Annotated in this window: 16 protein-coding genes, 1 tRNA gene and 2 pseudogenes; 10 read left to right on the top strand and 9 right to left on the bottom strand. The window is 67.3% G+C overall.

Features of this window, described 5'->3' with window-relative positions; translation table 11 throughout:
* Window positions 1-14: 14 nt before the first annotated feature.
* The 3 genes from KOI47_RS17235 to KOI47_RS17225 all read left to right on the top strand — a co-directional run bounded on the left by KOI47_RS17235 (window position 15) and on the right by KOI47_RS17225 (window position 2,362).
* Entirely contained in the window at window positions 15-980 is a 966-nt protein-coding gene (locus tag KOI47_RS17235; protein ID WP_216216945.1) for an aldo/keto reductase, read from the top strand.
* 63 nt (window positions 981-1,043) lie between these two features.
* The gene (locus KOI47_RS17230; protein ID WP_232376808.1) at window positions 1,044-2,141 is read left to right on the top strand and encodes a YncE family protein; all 1,098 of its coding nucleotides are present in this window, start codon (window positions 1,044-1,046) and stop codon (window positions 2,139-2,141) included.
* On the top strand, window positions 2,138-2,362 hold the full coding sequence (locus KOI47_RS17225; protein WP_216216944.1) for a DUF5703 family protein: 225 nt from the start codon (window positions 2,138-2,140) through the stop codon (window positions 2,360-2,362). The genes KOI47_RS17230 and KOI47_RS17225 overlap by 4 nt, the downstream gene beginning before the upstream one ends.
* Here KOI47_RS17225 and KOI47_RS17220 read toward each other — a convergent pair.
* Window positions 2,359-3,681 (bottom strand): M20/M25/M40 family metallo-hydrolase, encoded by a 1,323-nt coding sequence (locus KOI47_RS17220; protein WP_216216943.1) that lies wholly within the window; start codon window positions 3,679-3,681, stop codon window positions 2,359-2,361. The two genes, KOI47_RS17225 and KOI47_RS17220, sit on opposite strands and share 4 nt — an antisense overlap.
* Before the next feature lie 102 nt (window positions 3,682-3,783).
* On the opposite strand from KOI47_RS17220, the gene KOI47_RS17215 reads away from it, so the two are divergent.
* The 3 genes from KOI47_RS17215 to KOI47_RS17205 all read left to right on the top strand — a co-directional run bounded on the left by KOI47_RS17215 (window position 3,784) and on the right by KOI47_RS17205 (window position 5,495).
* Window positions 3,784-3,867 (top strand) — tRNA-Leu (locus KOI47_RS17215).
* 121 nt (window positions 3,868-3,988) lie between these two features.
* The gene (locus KOI47_RS17210; RefSeq protein WP_216216942.1) at window positions 3,989-4,456 is read left to right on the top strand and encodes a hypothetical protein; all 468 of its coding nucleotides are present in this window, start codon (window positions 3,989-3,991) and stop codon (window positions 4,454-4,456) included.
* Window positions 4,443-5,495 (top strand): tyrosine-type recombinase/integrase, encoded by a 1,053-nt coding sequence (locus KOI47_RS17205; RefSeq protein WP_216216941.1) that lies wholly within the window; start codon window positions 4,443-4,445, stop codon window positions 5,493-5,495. The genes KOI47_RS17210 and KOI47_RS17205 overlap by 14 nt, the downstream gene beginning before the upstream one ends.
* Before the next feature lie 41 nt (window positions 5,496-5,536).
* Here KOI47_RS17205 and KOI47_RS35700 read toward each other — a convergent pair whose 3' ends face one another.
* Window positions 5,537-5,896: a hypothetical protein gene (locus KOI47_RS35700; protein WP_232376807.1), complete on the bottom strand. Its 360-nt coding sequence runs from the start codon at window positions 5,894-5,896 to the stop codon at window positions 5,537-5,539.
* On the opposite strand from KOI47_RS35700, the pseudogene KOI47_RS36445 reads away from it, so the two are divergent.
* Both KOI47_RS36445 and KOI47_RS35695 read left to right on the top strand, forming a co-directional pair.
* Window positions 5,807-6,121 (top strand): annotated as a pseudogene (locus KOI47_RS36445) (DUF2637 domain-containing protein); the annotation flags it as partial. The gene KOI47_RS35700 and the pseudogene KOI47_RS36445 sit on opposite strands and share 90 nt — an antisense overlap.
* A 506-nt stretch (window positions 6,122-6,627) precedes the next feature.
* Window positions 6,628-6,804 (top strand): hypothetical protein, encoded by a 177-nt coding sequence (locus tag KOI47_RS35695; protein ID WP_232376806.1) that lies wholly within the window; start codon window positions 6,628-6,630, stop codon window positions 6,802-6,804.
* Between the two features lie 252 nt (window positions 6,805-7,056).
* Here the strand turns inward: KOI47_RS35695 and KOI47_RS17190 are convergent, their stop codons facing one another.
* From KOI47_RS17190 to KOI47_RS17165, 6 genes are all read right to left on the bottom strand, one after another.
* Window positions 7,057-7,788 carry a hypothetical protein gene (locus tag KOI47_RS17190; RefSeq protein WP_216216938.1) on the bottom strand — a complete coding sequence of 244 codons (732 nt, stop codon included), beginning with the start codon at window positions 7,786-7,788 and terminating at the stop codon, window positions 7,057-7,059.
* Between the two features lie 2 nt (window positions 7,789-7,790).
* Window positions 7,791-9,818: a hypothetical protein gene (locus tag KOI47_RS17185; protein ID WP_216216937.1), complete on the bottom strand. Its 2,028-nt coding sequence runs from the start codon at window positions 9,816-9,818 to the stop codon at window positions 7,791-7,793.
* Complete coding sequence (locus KOI47_RS17180) at window positions 9,818-10,723, bottom strand: hypothetical protein (protein WP_216216936.1); 906 nt, start codon at window positions 10,721-10,723, stop codon at window positions 9,818-9,820. Before KOI47_RS17180 ends, KOI47_RS17185 begins: the two co-directional genes overlap by 1 nt.
* Window positions 10,724-10,790: 67 nt before the next feature.
* Window positions 10,791-11,462 carry a Crp/Fnr family transcriptional regulator gene (locus KOI47_RS17175; RefSeq protein WP_216216935.1) on the bottom strand — a complete coding sequence of 224 codons (672 nt, stop codon included), beginning with the start codon at window positions 11,460-11,462 and terminating at the stop codon, window positions 10,791-10,793.
* A gap of 244 nt (window positions 11,463-11,706) precedes the next feature.
* The gene (locus tag KOI47_RS17170; protein WP_216216934.1) at window positions 11,707-12,111 is read right to left on the bottom strand and encodes a hypothetical protein; all 405 of its coding nucleotides are present in this window, start codon (window positions 12,109-12,111) and stop codon (window positions 11,707-11,709) included.
* Window positions 12,112-12,178: 67 nt separating this feature from the next.
* Window positions 12,179-13,069: a hypothetical protein gene (locus KOI47_RS17165; RefSeq protein ID WP_216216933.1), complete on the bottom strand. Its 891-nt coding sequence runs from the start codon at window positions 13,067-13,069 to the stop codon at window positions 12,179-12,181.
* 827 nt (window positions 13,070-13,896) lie between these two features.
* On the opposite strand from KOI47_RS17165, the pseudogene KOI47_RS17160 reads away from it, so the two are divergent.
* Window positions 13,897-14,889 (top strand): annotated as a pseudogene (locus KOI47_RS17160) (transposase); the annotation flags it as partial.
* Window positions 14,886-15,218, top strand: coding sequence for a hypothetical protein (locus KOI47_RS17155; RefSeq protein WP_216216932.1), 333 nt, complete (start codon window positions 14,886-14,888; stop codon window positions 15,216-15,218). The pseudogene KOI47_RS17160 and the gene KOI47_RS17155, both read left to right, overlap by 4 nt.
* Before the next feature lie 289 nt (window positions 15,219-15,507).
* Here the strand turns inward: KOI47_RS17155 and KOI47_RS17150 are convergent, their stop codons facing one another.
* The gene (locus KOI47_RS17150; protein WP_216216931.1) at window positions 15,508-16,353 is read right to left on the bottom strand and encodes a helix-turn-helix domain-containing protein; all 846 of its coding nucleotides are present in this window, start codon (window positions 16,351-16,353) and stop codon (window positions 15,508-15,510) included.
* Window positions 16,354-16,370: the final 17 nt, after the last annotated feature.

Genomic DNA, 16,370 nt, shown 5'->3' with positions numbered 1-16,370 from the left:
CTAGGCTCGGGCGCATGCAGAAGCGGCAGCTCGGAACATCCGGCCTGCGGGTGTCCAGGATGGCCCTCGGCACGATGTCGTGGGGCAGCGGCACCGACGCGGAGGAGGCGGCCAACCAGCTGGTGACCTTTGTGGACGCCGGTGGCACGCTGGTGGACACGGCGGACATCTACGCCGAGGGCGAGAGCGAGCGGCTGGTGGGCTCGCTGCTGGGCGATCTGGTGCCGAGGGACGAGGTGGTGCTGGCGACCAAGGCGGTGGCCCGGCGCACCGAGGGCCCGTTCGGCGGGGGCGCATCCCGCGGGGCGCTGCTGTGCGCGCTGGACGGTTCGCTGCGCAGGCTCGGGGTGGAGCACATCGACCTGTGGCAGCTGCACGCCTGGGACGACAGCGTGCCGCTGGATGAGACGCTGTCGGCGCTGGAGTACGCCGTGCGCACCGGCAGGGTGCGCTACACCGGGGTGTCGAACTACGCGGGCTGGCAGCTGGCGACCGCGGCCGCCCGGTCGAACGGGACGCCGCTGGTGTCAACCCAGATGGAGTACTCGCTGCTGGAACGCGGGATCGAACGCGAGGTCGTGCCCGCGGCCCGGCATCACGGGGTCGGGCTGCTGCCCTGGGCGCCACTGGGGCGCGGGGTGCTGACCGGCAAGTACCGGACCGGTACGCCCGCGGACTCGCGCGGCGCCTCCCCCGCCTACGCCGGGTATGTGGAACAGCATCGCACCGAGCGTGCGGGGCGGATCGTGGAGGCGGTCAACACGGCCGCCGACGGCCTCGGGACCTCGCCACTGGTGGTGGCGCTGGCCTGGGTGCGCGATCGGCCGGGGGTGGTGGCGCCGGTGGTCGGCGCGCGGGACACCGGGCAGCTGACCGGGTCACTGGCGGCCGAGGAGATCACCCTGCCGCCGGCGATCAAGGCCGCGCTGGATGACGTCAGCGCGATCGAGCTGGGTTACCCGGAACGGTGGCCGCGCTGAGCCGGACCGGGATCGTGGTGACGAGCAGGTGACAGGGACGTGACGGAGTGGGGATTCTAGGGGATGCTGGGAGGAACGGTTCGTAAACGGCCTTCGGGAGGTCCTGCGCTGTCGGCACCGACACTCGCCGGGCGCCGGTTCACCGGTTCGCCGGTAGCGGCGCCGCTGGCCGGTGCGCTGGTGGCGGCGCTGCTCGCCGGGTGCTCCTCGGGCGGCGAGGTCGAGGACGACCTGCAGGTGGTGGCCGATCCGGTGGCGGCGAGTCCGGCGGCATCCCCCGCCGTGTCGGTCTCGCCTGCCGGGGAGGTGCTGAAGCCAGCGGGCGAGGTGGTGGCGCTGGCCACGGACCCGGCCACGGCGACGCTGGCCGTCGCGGTACGGGAGCCGGAGTCGGTGCTGCTGTACGACCTGGACGACCTGGGCGCGAAGCCCCGCTCGGTGCCGCTGGACGGCGCGGCCGAGCAGCTGACCTCGGCCGATGGCAGCCTGCTGGCCAGCATGCCCGGTGCGGGTGCGGTGGCCAGGATCGCGCTGCCCGAGGGGACCGTGCACCCGGTGCCGGTCGATGGCGCCCCGGTGTCCGCGGTGCGGCGGGGCGAGGAAACCCTGGTGGCGCTGCCGGACCGCAAGGTGATCGAGGTGCTCGCCGGGGACCGGGTACGCGGCACGGTGACCGGGCAGCTGTACAGCGCCGACGAGGTGCTGCTCGCCGGGGACGAGGTGCTGGTGCTGGACCGGCTCCGCACGGCGTTGTTCGACATTGACCTGGGTGCGCGGAAGGTCGGTGAGGGCCTGCGGGCCGGCGACGGGGTCGCGGGTGCCGCGGTCGACTCCTTCGGGCGGGTGCTGACCACCGATGCGCGGGGCGGGGCGCTGCTGGCGTTCTCCACGGATCCCCTGCTGCTGCGCCAGCGCTATCCGGTGCCGGGCGGCGTCTACGGCATCGCGATCGACCGGGAGCGCAACCTGGCCTGGGTCACCCTGACCGAGCGCAATGAGGTCGTCGGCTTCGACATCCGCGGTGGAGAGCCGACCGAGAAGTACCGCTTCCCCACCGTGCGCCAGCCGAACTCGGTTGCCGTCGACGACCGGACCGGCCGGGTGGTCGTCGGCTCGGCGGCCGGAGAAGGGACACAGGTGATCCAGGTGACCGAGCCATGACGACGAACGAGGTGGTGGTCGACGAGGACTGGGAGTACCGCCGGCTGCAGCTGCCACCCGGCGTGTCCCGTCTTTCCGCCACACTGCAGCTGTCCATCCAGGCGGAGTTCGCCGGGTGGGAGCTGTCGAACGTACGGCTGTACTCCGACGGCACACGCCGGGTGTGGCTGCGCCGCAAGCGGACCCTGGCGGCGGCCGGGCTACCCGGTGTGATCGTCTAGCTGGAGCGCAGGAAGCGGTCCAGCACCCGGGTGCCGAAGCGCAGGGCGTCCACCGGCACCCGCTCGTCCACGCCGTGGAAGAGCGCGGAGAAGTCGAGCTCCGCGGGCAGCTTCAGCGGGGCGAACCCGAAGTTGCGGATGCCGAGCCGCTGGAAGGACTTGGCGTCGGTGCCGCCGGACAGCATGTACGGCAGGGTGTTGGCGCCGGGGTCCTCGGCGACGACGGCGCTGGTCATGGCGTCCACCAGCGCGCCGTCGAAGGTGGTCTCGACCGGCGGCAGCTCCATCCACTCGCGTTCGATGTCCGGGCCGAGGATCTCGTCGAGCTCCCGGTTGAAGGCGTCCAGCCTGCCGGGCAGGATCCGGCAGTCCACCGCGGCCTCCGCCGTGGAGGGGATCACGTTCGACTTGTAGCCCGCGGTGAGCATCGTCGGGTTGGCCGTGTCCCGCAGGGTGGCGCCGATCATGCGGGAGATGTTCCCGAGCTTGGCCACCGCGCCGTCCAGGTCGTCCTCGGGGAAGTCCCAGCCGGTGATCTCGGTGACCCCGGCGAGGAACTCCCGGACCGAGTCGGTGAGCACCAGCGGGAACCGGTGGTTGCCGAGCCGCGCGACCGCCTCGGCCAGCTTGGTGACAGCGTTGTCACGGTGAATCATCGAACCGTGACCCGCGGTGCCGCGCACCCGCAGCTTCATCCAGCGGATGCCCTTCTCCGCGGTCTCGATGAGGTAGGTCCGGACGTCGTCCTTCAGGGTGATCGAGAAGCCGCCGACCTCGCTGACCGCCTCGGTCGCCCCCTCGAACAGCTCGGGCCGGTTGTCCACCAGCCACTGCGCCCCGTAGGAGCCGCCTGCCTCCTCGTCGGCGAGGAAGGCGAAGATCAGGTCCCGCGGCGGGACGATGCCGTTGCGCTTGTAGTGCCGGGCCAGCGCCAGCGTCATGCCGACCATGTCTTTCATGTCGACCGCGCCACGACCCCAGACGTAGCCGTCCTGCACCGCCCCGGAGAAGGGGTGCACGGACCATTCGGACGGGTCGGCGGGCACCACGTCCAGGTGACCGTGGATCAGCAGCGCACCCCGGCCCGGGTCGGCCCCCGCCAGCCTGGCGACCACGTTGTGCCGGTCCTTGCCCCCGGACTCGACGTAGGTGATCTCGTAGCCGACTTCGGTCAGCTTCTCGGCCACGTACTCGGCCGCCGCCCGCTCCCCCACCAGGGTCTGCGGGTCGCCGGTGTTGGTGGTGTCGATGCGGATCAGCTCGCTGGTCAGCGTCACTGCCTCATCGGCCGCTGTATCGATCAGGTTCGGTTCGGTCACCCCGCCTTCCTACCATCCCCATAGCGCACGCCCACGGCGCTGGTGGCAGCAGGCCCCCGTGCAGCCCCCGGTCGACGATCGGTTACTCTATTCCCCACGCAAGTCCGAGTGGCGGAATGGCAGACGCGCTAGCTTGAGGTGCTAGTGCCCGTAAAGGGCGTGGGGGTTCAAGTCCCCCCTCGGACACAAAAACCGGTGAGATTTCCCCGACGAGTCCCGGACTGTGGGCACTCGCTTCGTCGTTCTGCGCAACGTTCGTTCCCGGCTGGTCTGTGGCGTCTCGCCCGGCTGAGGCGGGGTGGTCGCGGTGACTGACCGTCTGGTGACGGGCCTCGTACCACCGGTCCCGGCCCGAGCCGTGGCCCCGGCTCCGCGGCCCGTCTCGGTGAGCCCTCCCCCGCTGGCCACGCTCGTGCAGCGGGGCCGCTTGCAGTACGGCATGGGCCGGATCGACGCCTCCGGCCGGGTCTCCGACAAGTCCCTCCTGCACGTGCTGGGCTGGAGCCCCGGGCAACGGCTCGGCATCACCGTGCTCCACCAGGCGGTGGTGGTGTTCCCCGACCCGGCCGGGGTGTTCACCCTCTCCCCTGGCCACTACGTGGTGCTTCCCGCGGCGGTGCGGCGGCGGTGCGGCCTCTGCCCCCGCGACCGGGTTCTGCTCGCCGCCGACCCCGGACACCGCGTCCTGGTGCTGCACCCCACCGCCGCCCTGGACCGCATGCTCATCGCTTACCACACCTCCCTGACGGGAGGTGGACCCGATGACCATCGCTGACCGGCCCGCCGGACACGACGAGATCCAGGCCGCCCGACTGCTGCTGTCCCGCATGGGTGTGGCCCCCGCCGACCTCCTGGCGACTCCCGAGGCCCGGCCCTCGGTGCCGACGTTCTCCGCCTACATCCCGGTGGTAGCTGCCGCCGTCGGCGAAGGCACCCGTCGCGCCTACGGCTCCTACTGGCACCGGATCGAGTCCGCGTGGGGCGAGCGGACCCTGGATGAACCGACCCCGTCGGAGATCGAGCACCTGGCCGCCCAGGTCCAGGCCCATGCGGTGGTACGCCGCAACTCCCGTGGCGGACGCGGAGCCGCGGAAAACCTCCTCGCCGCCTTACGGTGCCTGTACAAACGAGCCGAGGCCGACGGGCTGATCCGCGAGACCGACAACCCGGCTCGCAAGGTGGCCAAGCCCCGGCGGCTGCCCTCCACCCGCCGCGCCCTACCCCACCAGCGGCTCGCCGAGGTCAACGAGATCGCCGCCGCCACCGGCGACGACCCCGCCCTCGACGCCCTCCTCATCCGGCTGCATACCGAGACCGCCGCCCGCCGCGGCGGCGCCCTCAACCTCCGGCCCCGCGACCTCGACCCGCAGCAGTGCCTGATCCTGCTGCGGGAGAAGGGCGGCACCCTCCGCTGGCAACCCGTCTCCCCCACTCTCATGACCCACCTGCTCGACCATGCCGAGCATCGCGGCGCCGCCGGTGATCCGGGCGGCCAGCTGCTGCGCTACCGGCCTGGCGCACCCATCACCCACCGCCGCTACGACCACCTCTGGCACCGCATCCGCCACCACCTCCCCTGGGCAGCCGCCCAGCAGATCTCCACCCACTGGCTGCGCCACACCACCCTCACGTGGGTCGAACGCCACTTCGGCTTCGCCACCGCCCACGCCTACGCAGGCCACCTCGACACCACCGACCACCACGCCAACGCCACTACCACCTACATCAAAGCCAGCCTGGCCGACGTCGCCACCGCACTGGCCACCCTCACCGGCGAACCCCACCCCCTCGCCACCGAAGGGCAACACCCATGACCACTGCCACGCCGACGGCCCGCCCCCTCACCCGCGCCGAGCTACGGATCGCCGAACGCACGGCCCGCCTCGAACTGGCCGAACGACAACGCCACCTCGACGAGCAAGCCCGCCAGCGCAAGCGTGCCGCAACCCAACGCCGCCAGCGGCAACGCGCTGCCCGCCGCGCGCAGCGCCGGAAACGACGACACCAGACCCTCGCCACGACTGTCCGGTTCCTGCGTCGCGCCCTCGCGCATCTTGGCGAGAACGTGATCGCGGTGCCCATCGTCGCGGCCACCGTCTCCGCGTGGTGGTTCCAGTTCGACGCCATGCGCGCCGCCGGCCTTGCCCTCCTGCTGGCCACAACCGCAGCCACCTCGCTGGAATCCCTCGGCCTGGCCTTCGCCGGCCTCGCCCACAAAGCCCGCGCCCTGCCCGACTCACCGGTGCTCTACCGCGCCGGAATGTGGACCGTCGTGGCCATCGCCGCCGCCGTGAACTACCGCCACGGCTCACCCTCCTGGTCACAGCCAGGATTGACCGGGGTGGTGTTCGCGTCCCTGTCCATCGGCTCAGTCGCCGGCTGGGAACTCCGCGAACGACAGGCCTACCGCCAACGCAACGCCGACCAACTCCCCGCCCGCCGACCCCGCTTCGGCTACGCCCACTGGCTGCGCTACCCACGCCGCACCTGGCGCGCCCTGTCCATCGCCATCCACGACGGCATCACCAACCCCACCACCGCACTCTCCACCGCCGACACCCGCCACCAACACCGCCGACTCCTCCGCAACACCCGACGCGCCTTCAACCCCAAAGCCCTCCGACGCATCGCCAGCACCGAACACTCCCCCACCACACGCCTTCAACCGACCGACACAGCCGACCAACCCACACTTCCGTGCCCCCACGCCACCACCCGGACAGAAAACCGGGGGCACAAGCCACGCTTCTGGCCCCGACAACACCGGACGCACCGGCCACCGCACCCCGGCCCACCGGCACAACTTCAAAACAGAACCCACAAGCAACCTCCACACCCGCCACCACCAGCCAAGCCAACAGCACCGAAAAGCCCCGCCGCAGCCCGGCCTCACCGGCCCGGACACAACCGCCCCGCCAGCACCGGCACACAGCCAACAGAACCGGAGTGGACATCAGCGACCTACTCCCCATCGCCCAACAGGTCGCCGCAGAACTCGGCCCCCACCTCTCCCGCGACCGCCTCCTCCACGGCATCCGCCAACACGGCCACACCATCGGCGGACGCCGCCGCGACGCCATCTACAACACCATCCGACACACCACCAACAACGGCAACCGCTAAAGACCCCACGCAGCAGCAACCGATACCAACCTGGAATCGGCGACAGGCCGCCGTGACCTCTACAGCGGTATTGCTTGACCTTGGGCGCTCGACGCCAAAGATGTGGCAGCCGTTGCTGCACACAAAGCGCGACAGTATAGAGCGTTATACGCAGAGCTCCAGGGGCGACTGGCACCCGGACCGGGAGCTAACGACCGCGGGCACTTCCGATCTCCCCTATGACGTCGGCGCCTCCCCAACCGACCATATGCGTTAATCAGACAGCCCCTCCTGCGGGTGCGTCCTGAATTGGGAGCGCAAGGCATCCGCGTCTTTGTTCCTTCCCAGGGTGTAGAGAATCTGCGCCAATTTCAGGTGGATTTCGTACCGTTCACGTGGATCGAGATCCGGGACCAACGCGTCGAAAGCGGTGATAAGGGCGTCCACTGGAGGCAGGATGTCGTCGCCGGCGACGATTTTTACCGTACGATTTAGGTCTTCGACGACCGAGCTCAGCTTAGTGACGTCGTGGTTGTGGTGTCGTAGCCACCAGAGCGATGCCGAGGCCGTGTTCTTGAAGACCGTGTTCTTCAGGTATGTGAGTTCGGCGCGTTCGACCTCGTGCCCGGCCGCAGCGAGTTCCCGTTCCCGGAGTCGTTGTGCGTATTGCTGTGCCAGTTCGAGTTGGTCTGTAGCGACGGTGACGACGACGTCTTCGGCCCACACACGGACCGGTGGATCGTCGGATAATGTCCTTCCTGCCGCCAGGTCCGCGGCCAGCCGGGTGCCGGCGAGCTCTGCGTGGACAGGCGAGTAGCCACGCAGCAGACTGGCGGCTTGGTCGGCTACCTCCTGGAGGGCGGCCTCGCGCCAGCCTGGTGACGCGTTCCAGACCACCGTGCAGCGCGCCTCGAAGTCGAAGCCGGGCAGCTCGCTGGGAATCGAGCCCGTGAACGGTGCGCGCCGGTCGGGCTCGTCCGGTGTCGTGCGGCGGCGCCATCGCATACTCAGGAGTCCCGGTCATGGATGGGCTGCGGGGTGAACGGATGCCTAGTCAACAGTTCCTCCGCCAGCGCTTGGTGCACGGCGAGACGGGGGTCGATGCGGTCATGGTCTTCCCAGTAGCGGGGGACGAATCCGAGCCAGCGGTCGGCGGCCATGCGCACCGCGCCGATCTGCGCGAGCGGCGTGTCCGACGTCGCCGCGGCTTCGCCGAGCACCCCCAGCAGGAAAGCCTGCTGGTCCGAGCCGGTTGCCAGATCCAACCAGGATCCGATCGCCTCGTGGACGAGCGCGTCGTCTCCCAGGGCCAACTGGGCCCGCCAGATCCGAACCAGCGGCTGTCGGTGGACCCCGATGAACTCGCCAGCGTCCGCGGAGAGCAGCTCGCACAGGATCCGTACCGATACGGCCCACTGCCGTTCCTTGCCGCTGCGCAGCCACTCGTCAAGTTTCGTCAGTGCCTGCGGCAAAGCGCCGTTGTCTCGAACGAGAGCGAGCACGGCCGTCACGACCTCGTCGTTGACCCATCGGTCGTTGTGCAGGGCGAGGTTGCCCAGCCGGGTAAGCGCCTTGTCCGTGTGCTTGCGGCCGAACTTGGACTGGCACACCGACAGCACGAGATTGACGAGCGCGGCGGTGAGGTCGGGTTTTCGGGCCCACTCGTTCAGCTGACGGTGCACCACCGGGGCACTACGATCGTCGAGCGCCGCAGCGGTGACCAGGTCGACGGCCATACGGGCGGGCACCGCCTTACCAGATACTGCCCATTTTTCAGCCACCTTCGTGATGAACTTAGCGGCGTCCTGCGACGCACAGAGGTCGAGGAAGCGGCTCACCAGGCCGGCCCTGGCGGCATCGTCCAACCGGGGCCGTTGCCCAAGCCCGAGCGCGATCACCCAATCCACCAACTCCTCACGGCGTTCGTGATATCCATGCCAGACATGCCGGAGAACCGAACGGTCATAGTAGAAGCGGTCGAACCGCGCCCGGTCGTCGGTGAAGCTAACGCCCTTGAGCTCGGTCAGCCGGCCGGCGAAGCCACGGCCCTCCAACAGCTTCCCGGGCGGGGGCGGGTACCCGGCGATGGTGAGCAGCTCGCGTTCCGCCCAATACTGGGTTTCGGTCGAACAGCCGCTGAGCAGAGCAACAGTGAGCAGCAGGCTGCGTCGATTCCGATCCTCCTCCTTGTCGAAGACCGTGATCAGCTCGGCCGTCCAGTTGCCGTAGGCGAGGACCGCTTTCTCCGCCACGGTGCCGATGGCGGCGCCCTCGCCCGCGAGATGGTGTTCGCGCACTATCAGGTCGGCTAGCCAGGCCGCGTCCGCAGGACGGGCCGACGCGAGCGCCTCGATGATCGGGGGTTCGTCCGCGATCTTCGCAGGAACCGCGGTCTTCCGCAGGTGGGCGCGCAGCACGTGCCCGGCAGCCGGTTCGATAAGTTGCTTGGTCCGGCCCTGGTAGAGCGCTTGCAGTGCAGGCGGCGGCGGTTCGGGCAGGAGCACGACGAGATGTGCTTCCGCGCCCGTGACGGTACCCAGGAAGCTCTTGAGCTGGCTTTCGCCTTTGTCGAGCACCTCGCTGTCGGTCTTGGTCAGGTCAAGCAGGATGCGGGCGTTCTGCGCGACGCGGCGCAAGTCGAGCTGGGTGTCCTCGTCGAACTCGATGACGTTGATCGTCGGCGTTTCGCCGCCGGAAACGGCCCTGAGCGCCCAGACGCCGGTCGTCCACCGCCCGCTGCGCGGCCGGCCGTGGAGGAAGACGACCTTGTCGTCATGCAAGGACTTCACGATCTCGGTGAACTCGTGCGGCTCGGCGAAACGGTCCTTAAGCCAGAGAAGGTGGCCAGGGTCGATCTCGTCCCGGACGATCAGGTCCCGGTACCCGCTGCCGGTGCCGAAGACCTGGACCGTGTCACCCGATTTCCGCACGTCGACGGAAATGCCGCCGGTGACGTAGCCACCCACGGTCACGTTGCCATCGCCGGTGACCGAGGTGCTACTGGTGGGGGCCTTGAAGCTGTCCGTGGTGGTCATCAGTTCTTCTCCCCGTTCTTGCGGACGTTCTGTCGGATACCGCCGCGTAGGTTGCCGCCGGTGACGATGTTCCCGTCGCCGACGGTGTGCTGGTGCGAGTTCCGGGATTTGTCGGTCCGGCGATACTCGTCCCGCATTTGGATCGTGTTCCCGTATACGGTGCCGTTGCTCGTGTTGGCCACCGCGCTATTGGCTCCGGGAGCTTCGTCCTGCGAAACGGGGCCGTCGGGGAATGGCTCGTCCGGCGTGCCGATGCCCCGGGACAGCAGGTCACCCGAGGGTTTCGGCACGTGCAGGTAGGCATCACCCACGTAACTCTTCACCGACACCGGGACACGGACGAACTCACCCGGTGCCTTCGCCGCGTACCCGGAGAGCACAACGTCCTCGTAGACGCGCGCCGAGAGCACCGCGGCGACGAAGGTGACCTCGGGGTCGGAGCTTGCGAGCAGTTCGCGGACCGGCTCGCAGTCCAGGAGCCGGTGTGTCTCGACCATGGCCGCGCCCGAACCGTCCCCGAGCTGGGCATTCCCGGAATCGGTCAGCGGGCCCACCGCGACGCTCACCCGCAGGCGAGTCGGCTCGCCGTTCCGGCCGAGGCGCATGCGGTGGTGGTAGGCCAGTTCGTCCTGCAGGGCGTCGAGGAACGGCCCGACAAGGATCGGCAGGCTCTCCGGGCGGAAACCGACCACGAACCCGTCGCCACGACCGGCCGGGAACCGGCGGTCTGCCCAGGTCGCGGCGTGCTCCGCCCGCTCGAACGCGCGTTCAAGGATAGTCGGGATCAGCTCGGTGAGCGCGTAATGGTCGGCGGGGGTGACCCCGCTGAAGTTCTTGACGTCCACCGACAGCACCGCGTGGTACGGCGGCAACTCATAGGCGACGGAATGCGTGTCCTCGGTCATGGGAAGCACTGTGGCTCGTCAGCCCGGGGGGTGATGTCCACCAGAAGACGAACAAAAGTGACCTGCGTCACTCTTGACTTAGGTATGCGTGGCGGCGGAGCTTGTCAAACCGTTCGACGGTCAGGTTGCGCTCCGCGCTCAGGACGCCCTCCCGGCGTAGCTGGGCGACTAGGCCAGCCACGAGGCTGCGGGACAGCCCCAACACGTGCCCGAGCCGGGTCTGCGACATCGGTATCAGGCGAGGGTTGTGCCCCGGCTCGGCCAGGTCGGCCAGTTGCACCATCAACCGTGCGATCCGCCGCAACGGGGGCAGGCTCAGCATGTCCACCGAGTCCTGGCCCGCCCGTTGCAGCTTGGCCGCTACATACCGGCGGACCTCGCGGTGGACGCCGTCGGCGACGAGTACGCGCTCGAAAGTGTGTGAGGGCACTGCAAAAGCCGCGCAGGGTTCCAATGCGAAGACGTCCGCCGTGCGCACGCCGCCGACCTCGAAGGCCACCTCGCCGATCACATCACCGGCGCCGCGCAGGGCGATGAGGCGGTAGTCGCCGTCCTCGGTGTGGCACCCCACTTCGACCCGTCCTGACGTCAGCAGCAGAACCGAGGACGCCGGGGCGCCGCGTACGAAGATGGGCTCACCCTTGCTAAAAGTGCGGAGGAAACCGAGCTTGCACAGCGTCGACCAGGTACGTTCGGGAACGAGCGCGCGGAACCCCCGGTGTGCATGATCGTCTGGCACGAATAGTCACGATAGCCGGTCGGGGGCTGAGTGTCGGGCGAATCACCCGTTCAGCCGGATCCGTTGTCCTACACGGATCCGGTGTGGTGGCCCCATGTGCTCGGCGATTGGTCCAGCCGGTTGCGGGCAGGTCGCTTATCAACGCCGCGATGTACTTCCCGGCCTCGGTGTCGTACTGCGCGCGGACGAACCTGGCTCAAGTCGCCGATGCGGCCTGGCCAGGTTCGATACCGTACGCTCACTCTCAATGTTGGAAGTCGCGGGCCGCTCTCTTCGCTGGTTGCATCGCCTTCCCGAGGCGTTCCAAGACCTCGGTCACGATCGATGATTCGGCGGGCAGGGGTTTGTCACGGAGGAACGCATCGCACAGGTCGATGGCGTGATCGCATGCCACCGGGACGAAGTGGAAGGTATGGCGTCCGATGTCCTGCTTGAGCGCTGCGCCCACACCGAGGAAGGCCACGACGTGATCGAGGCGAGCTGCGAGTGTCGCGTGCTCGATCTGGTGAACCTTCCAGAACAGGACATCCAGGATCTCCTCCCAAGGTCGTGTCGGGTCGCCTTCTGGCAGCAGCCACGTCGGCGTGAAGAACGTGGCGGGAAGCTGGTCGGAAGTGGGCCACTTCAGCAAGTACGCTGGCGCCGTCACATCCGGCGCGGTCAGTACCGTCTATCAGCAGGTGCGAAACGCCGGGACGTCGGCCAGCGTCGCTGTGTCAGTGGGATCCGGATAGTTGACATCGCAACGACTCGCGTCCGGGCGTTATCCATACGTCAGCTTGCCAGTCTTCAAGCCAAACCTGACCGAAATGGAACTTACCGATTGCAACACCAGGCGCCCAAGACAATTCGAACCTGAACCGACCGCTCACGGTTGCATCACCCTGAACATCTTCCAAGCTGCCGTCACGCTGGCTTACCCAAGCGACACCGGCCGTAGCCGCCACCCGAAACTCGCCCGCAAATTCGAACTCAAGATCAATTGGCGAACGACTGTCGAACTCAACGCGATCGATAGTGATCTCGGGCCATTCAATGTTAACTTCCCCAGCCTTCGACGCGTCCGGATTTTCGCTATATCTCTCGAACGCACTCCCTACGGTCGTCGCAATAAGTTCTAACAAATCGGATAGCGGCACACGGAGCGCCACTTCCAACCGCCCACCGACCACCCGCTCGAGGACAGTCATCGAGGCACGGCCGCATTCGTACAGTTTGAGCCCCACCCTCACCATGACGGGTGGCCCACAGGTGTACAGTGGCGACTCACTAGCTTCGACTCTCACTTCTTTGAACACGAAGTAGTCAGCTTTTCCGTCCCCGAGTTCAGCAAGCCTTTGAACGACTGCCGGCGCGCTCCGCTCGAAGATCTCTCGCGTTCTTGTATCGCTCAGGTCAGCCTCCGTCGCCTCAAGGAGGGCACTCTCGAGCTTGGACGGGCTACCAAACGCTACCACCTGCCGAGTAATCTCGGGAGCGAGCTTCCGCGCTTTATGCAACATCGACAGTAGAAGACCGGTCGCAGATAAATCCATACCACTCTTCGCCTTGTTGCACGCACCGCAGATCGGGGCAAGATTACAGATCCCATGGACATCATGGTCCATGGGCAGATTTAACTTCCCTTGTAATTTGATTCGTGCACCACTACTCATGGACCTAGGGATTATGTGATCAATCTCGAGCTCGGAGAAATCCTTAAATCGGTGACACCAATAGCATTGCTGACCCCAGACGAGCCGCAGGACGTGCCGCAAAAGTCGATTATTCCCACCCTCGATGTACCGAATGTTTGCCAAAGCTCCGTTCCTCACGCTGTTCAACGGCGCCTGGATACGTACTGTCCGCTCCAGACCAGAGCCGCATCGATGCTCATCAAATCTTCGTAGATTCAAAGCTGCCCCACGATGTGACGCCGTGGTCGTCGTCGAAGACCAATTCACCAACGTCTGCCACGAACCGCCGCTTCGACCACATTCGCAGCGCGCGCCTGCCGAACTGACGTCGCGATACCGGGTGCGGCTACGGCGCCTAACCGTCACGAGGACGTAGCTAGGCTTGCGAGGCAAGCCGCGGTCGTACCTCCTGGCACGTTCATGGCACGCGTCTACCGACATAGGGCCTTCCTTCTCAGACGACCTTCTGGATCGACCGTAGCGCCACCCACCGACATGGAGGTCTGTCTGCTGGTGATCATTCACCGCAACCGGCCACCGGACCAAGACCCGTGTCTACTGCCCAGGTGCAACGCGCCGCCCGCCGTGAGGCCGATAGCACCAGACGCCTCGAGATTTCGTGTCTTGGGTGGCGACACGGGCCTGCCAAGCACGGAAGTGCCTGTCCTGCCCGGCAATGCTTGGGATTGCGACGTCACAAGCAGCACCGAGTGGAAGGCACTCCGTAGGAGAAGCGTACCGCAGGCCCGAGTGTTGTTCTTGATCCGGCGCGCGAGTCGCTGGCGTCGTCTGCCGGTGGGTTGCTGCTGCGGCAGACGCTGCGGTTGTCCGGGGCGCAGCGGGCGTTGTCCGGGGCGCTCGCGCCGTGGCGAGGCCGGCGCGCCGCACATGATCCGGGCAAGATCGTGTGTGATGTCGCGATCGCGGTCGCTCTGGGCGGAGATTGTCTGGCTGACCTCGCGGTAGTCCGGGCGCAGGCGGAGGTGTTCGGCTTGGTGGCCAGTGACCCGACGGTGTCCCGGTTGTTCAGCACCCTCGCTGCCGACAGCGCGATCGCGGTGCCGGCGATCCGGTCCGCCCGGGCTCAGGCGCGGGCGGCGGTGTGGGCGCGGCGACGGCCACTGGCCGGCGGTCCCGGCACCCAGGATGGTGGCCAGGTGATCGTGGACATCGACGCCACACTGGTGACCGCGCATTCGGACAAGGAACAGGCCGCACCCACCCACAAGCGGGGATTCGGGTTCGCACCGATGTGCGCCTTCGTCGACCACGGTGAACACGGGACCGGGGAAACGCTGGTAGCGCAGCTGCGCCCGGGAAACGCCTCACCGTGGAACAAACAAGATCACATTGAGGCGGTCGATCTGGCGCTGGCCCAACTACCCGAGCGCGAACGAGCGCACGTGCTCATCCGCGCCGACTCCGGGCGCTTGCTCCAAAGCGCTGCTGCAGCATCTCGCCGACCTGGGGGTGGAATACTCGATCGGGTTCCCCGCGCACGAAACCGTCAAGACCGCACTGGAGACCATCCCGGTGCAGGCCTGGCGCGCCGCCCTCGACAACGGCGGCCGACCGCGCGAGGGTGCGCAGGTCGCCGAACTCACTGCCTGGATGCCCACACCGACCCGGCCAGCCGGCCCGGACCGCAGGACTGGCCACCCGGCATGCGGGTCATCGCCCGCCGGCAACGCCCCCACCCCGGCGCCCAACTCCGGCTCACCGGCAACCGACCTCCGCATGGCCCCGGTTGATCTACGACGACGACCCAGCTCGTCGGGTCTATCACGGGTGGCTTCGACCCGAACTGCCTGATCGACTATTTCCGCTGCGGCATCTGGCGACTCAACGGTCGCGGCTGGCCGTCAGCGCACCGGATGCGGCCGGTGCGCTGACGAGTAACCCTGCATCGAGGCCCCGCCGACGCGGCCAGAACCGGGTCACTGTCCTGTGGGTGCCGCACCCCGACGGCCCCGAACAGCTCTACCTGCGGCTGGGCTTCACCTCGATCGGCCAGACCTACCACGGTCAGACGGTCGCCGAGCGTTTCCTCGACTGGCCCGCGGCCGGCGTCACCTTGTAGGACGACCTGCACCGCACGCCGAAGGATGGGCCGGCCACGTTCTGTCATAGCGCGACTGGTGATGGCTGGCGTGAGCTTGAGGCCCACGCTCGATCGCATGATTACGAAGGGCGCTAAAGTCGCACACATCTACAACGCCATCCGCCCCACACCACCAGCAGCCGCCAATCGCTAAAGACTCCACGCGGCAGCAACCGATGCCAACCAGGGATCGGCGACAGGCCGTCGTTACCCCACTATCCTCGACGCATTCCTTGACACCCGCTACAAATTGACTCGTTTCCGGTACTTATTTTCTCTTATTATGAAATCGATCGACCGCTCTGGTAATAATGTTTTGCGCCGCTGGCCCTGTCAGGGCCTGCCCGGAGAGTGATTGGAAGGCTTTGTTGTAGGTGTCGATTTCTCGGGGTTGACTGATGGTGAGTTCGGCGGAGATGGTTTCGACGTGGACGAGTTGGTTGTCGAAGATGATGAACTGGTTGGTGGGTACGCGGTATTCGGCGTCGTTGGGGATGATGCCGAGGACGACTCGTGGTAGTGACATGATGGCCAGGATCCGGTCGAGTTGGCCGATCATGATGTTGGGGTTGCCGACGGTTGTCGTCAGGGCTTGCTGGGCGAGGATGAAGTGGAATTGGTGGTCGCCGCGGTAGAGGATGTTCTGGCGTTCCATGCGCTCGGCGACGCCGGCGTCGAGGTCGTCGGGTATGTCGTAGAATTCGATGACGCGGCGCATGACTTCGTGGGCGTATTCGGCGGTTTGCAGGATGCCGGGGATGAGGACGGGCTCGTACCAGCGCATCAGCGTGGTCTTGGCTTCGAGTCGTTGTGAGGCTTTTTGGCGGCGTCGGGTGCCGGCTCCGAGCATGCGGCGCCATTCGACGTACATGGATTCGATGTTGCGTACGGTGGCGATGAGGTCGGGGATTTGGGGTTCGGAACGGGTGTGCTGGCACCAGGCCCGGATGTCGTCTTCGGTGGGGGTTTGTTTGCCGTACTCGATTTTTGAGACTTTGGAGCTGTGCCAGCCGGCCAGGGTGGCCAGGTCGCGGCCGGTGAGTTGTGCGTCCTTGCGGAGGTCGCGCAGCTGGTGACCGAGGGCCTGGCGTGCCTGGTGGAGGGAGTGCGTCACGAGTGGCTCGTTCTCGG

The organism is Amycolatopsis aidingensis (genome assembly GCF_018885265.1).
Taxonomy (GTDB): domain Bacteria; phylum Actinomycetota; class Actinomycetes; order Mycobacteriales; family Pseudonocardiaceae; genus Amycolatopsis; species Amycolatopsis aidingensis.
Note: the sequence above shows the minus strand (reverse complement) of the source record. Positions and strands in the feature narration are given on the sequence as shown.

Excerpts from the sequence above, each read along its gene's own strand:
- KOI47_RS17235 (WP_216216945.1), top strand. The coding sequence starts at position 15 with ATGCAGAAGCGGCAGCTCGGAACATCCGGCCTGCGGGTGTCCAGGATG.
- KOI47_RS17230 (WP_232376808.1), top strand. The coding sequence starts at position 1,044 with ATGCTGGGAGGAACGGTTCGTAAACGGCCTTCGGGAGGTCCTGCGCTG.
- KOI47_RS17225 (WP_216216944.1), top strand. The coding sequence starts at position 2,138 with ATGACGACGAACGAGGTGGTGGTCGACGAGGACTGGGAGTACCGCCGG.
- KOI47_RS17205 (WP_216216941.1), top strand. The coding sequence starts at position 4,443 with ATGACCATCGCTGACCGGCCCGCCGGACACGACGAGATCCAGGCCGCC.
- KOI47_RS17190 (WP_216216938.1), bottom strand. The coding sequence starts at position 7,788 with ATGCGATGGCGCCGCCGCACGACACCGGACGAGCCCGACCGGCGCGCA.
- KOI47_RS17185 (WP_216216937.1), bottom strand. The coding sequence starts at position 9,818 with ATGACCACCACGGACAGCTTCAAGGCCCCCACCAGTAGCACCTCGGTC.
- KOI47_RS17180 (WP_216216936.1), bottom strand. The coding sequence starts at position 10,723 with ATGACCGAGGACACGCATTCCGTCGCCTATGAGTTGCCGCCGTACCAC.
- KOI47_RS17165 (WP_216216933.1), bottom strand. The coding sequence starts at position 13,069 with ATGGACCATGATGTCCATGGGATCTGTAATCTTGCCCCGATCTGCGGT.